Below are 9,224 nucleotides of genomic sequence, written 5' to 3'. Positions count from 1 at the left end.
AGAATCTGAAAAATGAAAATGTATCAGCAATGATGACTCTTTCCGAAGAGAGCCGCCGTATGCAGGATATGATGAAGATGTATAATATGTACGGCATGGATCCAAGCATGTTTGGTTCTTCCGAAACCCTTGTATTAAATGCGAATAATAAATTAGTACAGTATATCTTTGAAAATAAAGACTCTGAAAATATTCCGATGATGTGTGAGCAGTTATATGATCTTGCACTCTTAAGCCACAAACAGCTGGCTCCGGAAGAAATGACCAAATTTATTTCCAGAAGTAATGAAATCATGATGCTGTTGGCAAAATAAAATAGAAGTACGACTGCTTTGTAGCAGAAATGTAATTTTGAAAACGTCCGGAGTGCATCCGGACGTTTTTATTTTGTTTATGACTGCTTCTGATCTCTTTGTTTATGACTGCTTCTGATCTCTTTATTTATGCTTTCTGATCTCTTTGAGCTCTCCAGCTTTCATCAGCCGGAATACCTCAGAGCTTCTATTGGATGTTTCTTCGCTGCTTTATTTGCCGGGTAGATTCCGAATATCACCCCGATAATACTGGAGAAGCCAACCGCAATCCATACTACCTGGTTGGACAGCTGGAAGCTCATAGAGTCCATGATCATCCCTGCTGCCTGCAATATGCCCCAGGATAATAAGATTCCAAAGAGACAGCCTAAAAGGCTGATCATCAACGCTTCCAACATAAACTGAAGCATAATGCTTCCCCTGCCTGCGCCAATTGCTTTTCGGATACCGATTTCTTTTGTACGCTCAGTTACCGAAACCAGCATAATATTCATAATTCCAATTCCACCAACCACTAAAGAAATCGCTGCTATTCCCCCCAGCATTAATGCCAGTGTATTGGTCACGCTGTTCATTGTTTCCATAAGCGTTGACTGGTTCTGAATAGTAAAGGCATCTTCATCCTGCCCAAAACGTTCTAACAGCATCTCCGACAGGACATCTTCTGCTGCATCCAGGCTGTCTTCGCTGGTGGCTGTGGCATAAAAAGTTGTGATCTCTGATGAAACATTGCTTGCCATCCTGGTCAGTGTGGTATAGGGGATATATGCATCCAGACTGGTATAAGTGGAACTGCTGGATGAGGATTTACTCTCATCACTCTTAATAATCCCGATAATTAAAAAACTTCTGCCGTCCAGTGAAATACGCTCTCCTACTGCATTGGCACGCCCGATGATTTCGGTAGCCGCATCTTCATTTAGAACCACCACATTAGAATGGTTATCTATATCTGCTGTTTTTAAGAAACGTCCATATGCCAGTTCCTTCCCCTGTATATCCAAATACGAACCGGTTGTGCCGTATGTGGTAACTGTACTGCTGGTATATCCGCTTTTTGCCGTGACGCTGCTCTGGGCAACCGGTGCTGTCAGGGCGATCTCATCATTATCCGTAAAACCGGAAAGTTCGGATAACTTCAATGGATTTTCTTTGTTGTCCACAATGCGGACCGTTAAAAGATTTGTTCCAATATCGGAAATTTCATCCGTTACTGAGGTGGTTGCACTATTTGCAATGGAAACAAGTACCACCAGAGACATTACCCCGATGATAATCCCCAGCATCGTTAAAAACGATCTCATTTTATTAGAGGTTATGGCGCTCCAAGCCATTTTTAAGGATTGAAAAATCATCATTCCACCTCCTTAACGTGCCCATCCAGGATATGGATTCTGCGCACTGCCTGCTTTGCCACTTTGTTGTCATGGGTAATCAGGACTATGGTATTTCCCTGTTCGTGCAGTTCGTGAAACAGGCTCATGATATCATCTCCCGTTCTGGAATCCAGATTTCCGGTTGGTTCATCTGCCAGAAACAGGGAGGGGCTTGTCACAAGTGCCCTGGCAATGGCAACTCTTTGCTGCTGACCTCCGGATAACTCAGTGGGCTTATGGTGCATTCTGCTGGAAAGCTCCACTTTCTCTAATGCTTCCATTACTCTTTTTTTTCGTTCTGACGAATGGATTCCCTGGTATATTAAAGGAAGCTCCACGTTCTCCTCTGCTGTCATCTTCTGGATCAGATTGAAATTCTGAAAAATAAATCCTATTTTCCGGTTTCGTATCCGTCCAAGTTCCCGCTCCGAATACTGTTCGATCTCCTGTCCATCCAGATAATATTCGCCGCAGTCTGCAACATCCAGACAACCAATAATATTCATAAGTGTAGACTTACCGCTTCCCGAAGGTCCGATAATACTGACAAATTCTCCTTTTTTTATTCTCATATTAGCATGATCCAAAGCACGCACTTCTTCTCCGCCGATCTGGTAATATTTACAAACGTCCTGAAATATAATCATTGCCGTCACCTCACTGTCCGCCCGGTGCACTCATCTGGCCCGAACCTCCGCTTGGTCTTCCGCCGCCGGAGGGCATTTCACCACTGAAGCCTCCCTGCGGCATCTCTCCGGTAAAACCACCTGACGGCATTTCTCCTCCCTGCATTCCCATAAAGCCACCCATTTCTATGCCGGAAGAAGAACCTGAGCGGCTATAGTACACGGTATCCCCTTCACTTAAACCACTCACAACTTCCACATTTGTTCCGTCTGATAATCCGGTCTCAATTTCAGTTTCTCCGGTTAAGATTCCTTCTTCATCCTGACTTGTATAGACAAATACTCTACTTCCCTGTTCCTGTAGGGCATTCATCGGTATCAGCAGGATATCTTCTTTGTTTTCGATGGTTATGGTTGCTGAGGCATTCATTCCGATACGCATAGACTCGTCTTTAGGTATTGTAATCTGCACCGGATATTTTGTTACTCCGCCACTGGAACTGGCGGAATTGGAAATCTTCGTTACGCTTCCCTGAAACGTCTGGTCTTCAATGGCGTCAAAGGTAATCTCTGCTTCCTGATTGAGAGTGACCGATAAAATGTCTAATTCATCTACGTTTACGGAAAGAATTACATTGTCCTGCGGGGACACCGTCATAATTGATACATGCTGTGAACTGGACGATGTACCGGATGTGGTGCTGTCCGAACTGGTTTTGCTGTCCGCAGTGCTGGTTTCACTTGCAGCAGCCTGTGCCGTATTTTCAGCGACATTCCCGGTATTTCCGGAGCCACTGCCGTTATTCCCGTTTGTATTATTGGTAAAGTTTCCATTCGTTACATTATCGGTACTTTCGCTGCTCTTTCCATTGGTATCCATACCGTTGTTTTTATCGGTACTTTTCTGTGACTCGGACTGTTTATTGCTGTCCTTTTCATTTTTTGTATCCGCCTCTGTCTGTGGCTGCGTTTCTTTGGGGTCGGTTGACGGCTGGGGATTGATCTCTGTTTCCTTGTCACTGGTAGTCTCTGTTACCGGGTCAGTCTGGGTATCTGTAGGTTTCTCCGTTTCCTCTGCTGCCGTAGCCGGGAATACTGCGGAAAAGGAAAGCGTACTCTGATCCGCACTCAGAGTTATTCCGGAGACAACACCTGTGCCTAACTGTGGTGTAATGCCAGCCGCAAACTGATATCCTTCCTTCGCCGTCAGTGTAATAACTGCAGTATAAGTAGTCGCAGGCTGAAAGACAGTGTCGGTGGGATTCCAGAGGATACTTCCGGTATAACTTTGCGTTTCCTGCAGAATCGTCTGTGGTGAAGTCCCTTTTACCGGTGCCGCAATCTCCGGCGAACACTCTGCTATTTCTGTTTTGTTTTGCTCGGTCTCAGTGAGAAAAGAGCTCTTGGATTCTTGATTTTCGATGGAGTCGCTTGCTGCTTTTGATGTGCTTGCGGCCGTGGTTACTTCTGCCGATACACCGGTAGTTGCGCTGGTGGTTACTAAGGTGGTTACGCCAGTTGTGACTTCTTTGCTTACTCCTATGGCTTTTATGACGGATGCCGCTGCAAAAACCGCCTGACTGCCGGAGTTTGAGGAATAGGATACCCCGGTCATGCCATTTGAGGAATTGGAACTTCCTGATGAACCGGTGCCCGCGGTACTGCTATTGGAAGTACTGCTTCCAGCCGTCACATTTACAGTCTGGACAATTCCGTCAAATTCTGCTGTTATGGTTGGGTTGGCGGACAGATTCATTAATTCCTGCAGAGACTGTGCCAGTTCTTCTCTGGTTGCCAGCAGTTCCTGATAGGTGCCAAGGGATGCACTTTCTTTTAGTTCTATCAGGGTATCATCCGCATCCACCGATTCATTCAGGGAAACATCTATGGAACTTACGGTGCCTGCAGTACCTGTGACTGCCAGCTGCTGGTGAATATAAAGCTTGCCTGTTCCCAGTTCTTTTCCATCAGAATCTTTAACTGTTACAGTATCATCTAATTCCGGTCCGTAATCAGTAAGGGTAATTATTCCGGTTTTGCCGGATACACTTTCTACGGTTCCTGTTTTCTCTGTGCCGCTTGACAGGGTTACGGTTACGCTGTCTCCTGCCTCAATTCCGGTTACATTTTCCAGCTCCACAGCCATCTTTCCATCCAGTGACAATAGGATCAATGCCCCATTTTCCAGCATTACATCTGCAATCTTATCACCGGATGCAGTATATATTTTTTTGACGCGGCCGCTGACACTGGCTGTTATCGTATCTGCATCGGTATCTTCCTTTGCCTCATTGATTTCTTTGTCCAGTTTTGCAATCTCTTCCTGGGTATCTTCAATTTTAGACAGCAGAGATGCCTGATTAATGACAGCCAATTCATCGCCCTTCTTAACGTTGTCACCGCTTTCCACTTTCACTTCATCGACCACCAGCCCGGAAGGTATTTCTACTGCACTTGCAGTATCTGCTTCCAATGTTCCGGTACCCACAATGGTATTGGTGATGTTACCTTTTTCCACCGTTGCTGTCTGGGTCTTGGAAGCCGCCGCCGCTTCTACCGGCATCCTCCGTCTGGTCATAAAAAATGTAGTTCCGCCTGCTCCAATGATACAAACCCCTAGGAGGATCAAGATCCATTTCCTCTTTTTCTTATCTCTCCAGATTTTGATTTTTTTTCTTTTCTGTTTCACTACCATATTTCCCTCCATTTACAGTCTTTTCATCTGTCTTAATTTTGCTAACTATCTTATGCATCTAGAATAATTGAAAATTGTGTTGAATCCATGGATGATAAATGTTAGTTTTGTGATGGTAACCCAAATTAACCTGAATATATTTAGTATCAGTAATAATTATTGTTATTGACATATGGGAATTTTTACTATATAATACAGCTATGGGAATACAAAGACAGGTTGTGTGGAAAGATATGATATAGCATATAGCTGCAATTTCTGATTGCCGAAGTGATAAGAAAGGAATTGATACAATGAATACTAAAGCTTTTTTCAAACTCAGTTATGGCGTGTATATCGTTTCCGCCAATTTCGAAGAGAAAGATGGGGGCTGTGTGATTAACACGCTGGCTCAGGTGACATCTTCACCTGCAAGACTATCTATCGCATTGAATAAGAATAATGAAACCTTGCGTTTAATCGAAGGAGCCGGTTCTTTCACTGCTGTTGTACTTGCCGAAGACGCAGATATGGAACTCATTAAAACTTTTGGATTCCAGTCCAGCAGGGACAACGAGAAATTTCAGCAGACATCTTATGATAGGGACTTAAACGGAAACCCCTATCCCACTGAAGGAATTGCAGCAAGATTTTCCTGTAAAGTTACAGACCGATTGGATGTGGGTTCCCATGTTATTCTGATTGGAGAAGTGACAGAAGCCGAAATTCCTACCGAGTCCCAGGTTCTGACCTATGCTGACTATCACAGCAAAAAGAAAGGAACTACTCCCAAAAATGCACCTTCCTATCAAGAAAGCCAGACAAAAGGTTTTCGCTGCAGCGTCTGCGGATATATATTAGAAGCAGATGAACTTCCGCAAGACTTTATATGTCCGGTATGCGGCAAGGATGCATCTTATTTTGAAAAAATAGATTGATGATGCTGATCTTTATTTTTTAGCTTATGGCGGAATTGTAATGTCATCCGCAGGCACTACAATTCCTATACTATATATGGTACCTCCTATTTTTACATAAAAAACAGCCCCCTTCCTGATTTTCGAGGGCTGTTTTTTATTGTGTAAATATGCCTTTGTATTCATCTCTGATGGAGCCGTCTTATAGTTACGTCTGCATGATAATCACATCTGTCTGATGGTTGCTTCTGCCTTATGGTCACTTCTGCCTATGATTACTTCTGCCTTATGATTACTTCTCCCTGATTACTTCTCCCTGATTACTTCTCCCTGATTACTTCTCCCTTATGATTACTTCTCCCTTAAAGTCACTTCCTCATGGATGCAGCCTGGACATCTCTTCGTGCTCCTTATGCAATTCTAAATAGAGCTGCAGGGAATTCCAGGACCGGTTGAATTCTGTTATCATGGCTTTTAGATGAATGCGCTCAATTCCTTCCTGGCGAAACTTTGCTAAAAGGGTATCGACCTGACTGCTGCTTAAATGCATCACCATCATCTCCTGCGGGAAACCGCCTCCTGTATATTTGCGTTCTTCCCTCTGAAATCCTGATATACCTGCCAGCAAACCAATAGGCTGGTAATAGTCTTCCAATAGAATGTCTTTAAATTCAATTCCCATTTTTTTCAGAACTGTCTTTACTTTTTCTCCTTTATCTGTATCTTTAAATCCATATAGCAATACACATGTGCTGCTTTTCATATTATTTTATACACTCCTAAAATTGTCTTTTCTTTATAACCCCCTGCGCCAGCCCCAGTATCCGGACCTGCTCCGCATTAACACCCATTGGCTCATAGTCATCATTTTCGGGGATTAGTAGTACCATGCTTCCCATTTGCCGGAATCGCTTTAAGGTAACGCTTCCATCTATATCCACCGCAACAATTTGTCCATTTTGTGCCACATTCGACTTTTTCAATACAATGAAGTCACCGTCACTGATATTAGCATTAATCATGGAATTCCCTTTTACACTTAAAATAAAGGATTCCATGGGACTTACAAGCCATTCTGCCGGAAAATAACACAGATCCACCATATCATCCAGCATGTCAATTGGCTGACCCGCTGCAATACTGGAAAACATGGGAATGCGTATCACACTGCTTCCGCTTAAGATTTCCTGATTGCTGCTGTCTCCGACGATAATTTCGTTCGGATGATCTATATCCCTTAAGAAATTAACGGTCTGAGACTTGTTTAAATCCACATATTGATAATACTCAATACTGGAAGGCAGCATTGAAGTGTCGAACACCGGAATATCTTCTATCTCTGACAGGCTTCTGTCCCATATTTTTAAATCATTGCCATCGGTAACGATTGCATAACATGCTTTGGGAGCTGCTGCCAGATAAGATTTCATCTGTTCCAGAGCACTTACGATTCCGTAACCTGGCTGCTTTACTTCTGCCAATATATAAGGTATCATTTCATTATTGGCATAAATATATACCACAATATCTACAAATCCTGTTTTTGAAAATAATTGTACCCGGTATTCAATGTCCAGCATTTTCGCTGGATAGCGGTAAATCTTTGTCAGCTCTCTGATCAGCCATTGGCGCACGGATTCCTCTTTTGTATAAGGATCATCTATCTTGTTTAAGAACAGATAATCCTTAAGGGGAACCTGATATAGATTATGCAGCCGTGCCCCTTCTCTTAATCTTAAAAAAGATGCATTGATATCTCTGATGAATCTGGACGGTTCATTGTGACTGCTGATATACAGACGCTCCGTTGCCCTTGTCATGCCAACATAGAGTAATTTCCGCTCCATGGTTTCTGCATAATTTACATCATCCGCTTCTGCCAGTGCCATATTATTTGGTATAATCTTTTCAGAAATTCCTATCAGAATAACCACTTTAAATTCCAACCCCTTAATGGAATGCATGGTCAATAACTTCACATCATTGGATTGAAAATCGATTCCGGTACTGCTTGTATAAAAATTACTGGTAAGTTCCTGGCCAAATCCTGCTTCCACCTGTTCTAAAAGTTTCTTCGTCCTTGCGATTACGGCTATATCCTTTCGTTCATACTTGCGGCTGAGATTCCTTAAGATCAGATCCTTTACATAATGTATTTCATCCTCCAGAGCCTGAAAACTACGCAAGACCGGATAACTTCCCTGTCTGTCAATCAAGGAAGGTTTTACAAAATTATCGTCTCCAATAATATCGATGTCATGACTGATCAGGCTGTATGCTGCTTCTGCAATCTGGGTTGTGGTTCTGTAATTTTTAGAAAGCAGGTTGCTTTTACCCGTCATATCCATCCCAATACTTGCAAAACTACGCCCTTTCACAAGCCAGGAACCTTCATAAATACTCTGTGCCGTATCTGCTACAAAAAGGATACTGCTGTATTCTTTTTCCCGATTATATAACTCCCGCAGACATTCTAATTGTATGCGGGACAAGTCCTGGCTTTCGTCTATGATAATATGAGTAAATTTCGGAATTTGATGTGTTTTCATATATTGCAGTGCCATTAGAATAATATCTTGAAAATCACACAGATTCTTTTTTGCCATCTTACGCTGATAGAGGCTCATCAGCTCATGAATACTTTGACGTGTCTGGCTGTTTTTCAGTAATTTCTTTGGACCGTTTTCATTATTACGGCTTCCGGTTCTTCCTATCCGGTCTACATTTTGATATTCTTCCAGTTCCATATAATTGCAGGACTTTATCCACTGGATTTCTTTTTTTAAGAACCCCAGAAATTTTCCATCCAGAACCTTTACCTCCGGGAAGGATTTCTGTAACTGCCAGATACATTCCTGCAATATTTCATTTTCCTGCTGGACTTTTGCTATTTTATAAAATTCTCCCTCTTCTCTGCAGAATTGGATGAAATAATTATGTATTAACTTATCTATATTACGAATGAACACCCGGTCATCAATGGCGTCCCTTGCGAACAGAGAAATCTGTTCTTCCTTTTCAATGTTTGAATAGATATATTCAATATAATTGATTAAGCTTTTATTATAAGTGACCATTAAGATTTTGTCATCCGGCTCCACACAATGATGGTTTAATAAAAAGGAGATACGGTTCACTGCCACCGTGGTTTTCCCCGAACCAGCCACTCCCTTTATTAACGATTGACCCATAACCCCACTTGTAATGAGCTTCTTCTGTTCCATATTCAGCTGCATATATTTTCTCCCATATCCTCTAATTCTAGAGCGTGTTTTAAAATTGCTTTCTGACAACTGTACGTCACACTTTGTGGGAGA

6 protein-coding genes and 2 pseudogenes are annotated in these 9,224 nt (G+C 42.6%); 2 read left to right on the top strand and 6 right to left on the bottom strand.

Going from position 1 to position 9,224, the window contains the following annotated elements; genetic code table 11:
• Window positions 1-314 (top strand): annotated as a pseudogene (locus ACH2DQ_RS00490) (molecular chaperone HtpG); the annotation flags it as partial.
• Window positions 315-478: 164 nt separating this feature from the next.
• On the opposite strand, the gene ACH2DQ_RS00485 reads toward ACH2DQ_RS00490, so the two are convergent.
• The 3 genes from ACH2DQ_RS00485 to ACH2DQ_RS00475 are packed head-to-tail and all read right to left on the bottom strand — an operon-like array spanning window position 479 to window position 5,011.
• Window positions 479-1,672 carry an ABC transporter permease gene (locus ACH2DQ_RS00485; RefSeq protein WP_394913468.1) on the bottom strand — a complete coding sequence of 398 codons (1,194 nt, stop codon included), beginning with the start codon at window positions 1,670-1,672 and terminating at the stop codon, window positions 479-481.
• Window positions 1,669-2,337, bottom strand: a complete 669-nt coding sequence (locus ACH2DQ_RS00480) for an ABC transporter ATP-binding protein (protein ID WP_394913467.1) — start codon at window positions 2,335-2,337, stop codon at window positions 1,669-1,671. The genes ACH2DQ_RS00485 and ACH2DQ_RS00480 overlap by 4 nt, the downstream gene beginning before the upstream one ends.
• Window positions 2,338-2,347: 10 nt before the next feature.
• Window positions 2,348-5,011: an HlyD family efflux transporter periplasmic adaptor subunit gene (locus tag ACH2DQ_RS00475; RefSeq protein ID WP_394913466.1), complete on the bottom strand. Its 2,664-nt coding sequence runs from the start codon at window positions 5,009-5,011 to the stop codon at window positions 2,348-2,350.
• A gap of 293 nt (window positions 5,012-5,304) precedes the next feature.
• Between ACH2DQ_RS00475 and ACH2DQ_RS00470 the strand changes: the two genes are divergently transcribed.
• A complete protein-coding gene (locus ACH2DQ_RS00470) occupies window positions 5,305-5,928 on the top strand; it encodes a flavin reductase (protein ID WP_394913465.1) in 624 nt (207 codons plus the stop codon).
• A 355-nt stretch (window positions 5,929-6,283) separates the two neighbouring features.
• On the opposite strand, the gene ACH2DQ_RS00465 is transcribed toward ACH2DQ_RS00470, so the two are convergent.
• The 3 genes and pseudogenes from ACH2DQ_RS00465 to ACH2DQ_RS00455 all read right to left on the bottom strand — a co-directional run.
• The gene (locus tag ACH2DQ_RS00465) at window positions 6,284-6,670 is read right to left on the bottom strand and encodes a DUF3783 domain-containing protein (protein ID WP_394913464.1); all 387 of its coding nucleotides are present in this window, start codon (window positions 6,668-6,670) and stop codon (window positions 6,284-6,286) included.
• Between the two features lie 16 nt (window positions 6,671-6,686).
• Window positions 6,687-9,143: a transcriptional repressor LexA gene (gene lexA / locus ACH2DQ_RS00460; protein WP_394913463.1), complete on the bottom strand. Its 2,457-nt coding sequence runs from the start codon at window positions 9,141-9,143 to the stop codon at window positions 6,687-6,689.
• A gap of 24 nt (window positions 9,144-9,167) precedes the next feature.
• Window positions 9,168-9,224 (bottom strand): annotated as a pseudogene (locus tag ACH2DQ_RS00455) (DUF6783 domain-containing protein); the annotation flags it as partial.

The organism is Robinsoniella sp., assembly GCF_034124845.1.
The sequence above is the reverse complement of the archived record's forward strand: the minus strand, read 5'-3'. Positions and strand labels throughout refer to the sequence as shown.

Excerpts from the sequence above, each read along its gene's own strand:
- ACH2DQ_RS00465 (WP_394913464.1), bottom strand. The coding sequence starts at position 6,670 with ATGAAAAGCAGCACATGTGTATTGCTATATGGATTTAAAGATACAGAT.
- ACH2DQ_RS00475 (WP_394913466.1), bottom strand. The coding sequence starts at position 5,011 with ATGGTAGTGAAACAGAAAAGAAAAAAAATCAAAATCTGGAGAGATAAG.
- ACH2DQ_RS00485 (WP_394913468.1), bottom strand. The coding sequence starts at position 1,672 with ATGATGATTTTTCAATCCTTAAAAATGGCTTGGAGCGCCATAACCTCT.
- ACH2DQ_RS00470 (WP_394913465.1), top strand. The coding sequence starts at position 5,305 with ATGAATACTAAAGCTTTTTTCAAACTCAGTTATGGCGTGTATATCGTT.
- ACH2DQ_RS00480 (WP_394913467.1), bottom strand. The coding sequence starts at position 2,337 with ATGATTATATTTCAGGACGTTTGTAAATATTACCAGATCGGCGGAGAA.
- lexA (WP_394913463.1), bottom strand. The coding sequence starts at position 9,143 with ATGCAGCTGAATATGGAACAGAAGAAGCTCATTACAAGTGGGGTTATG.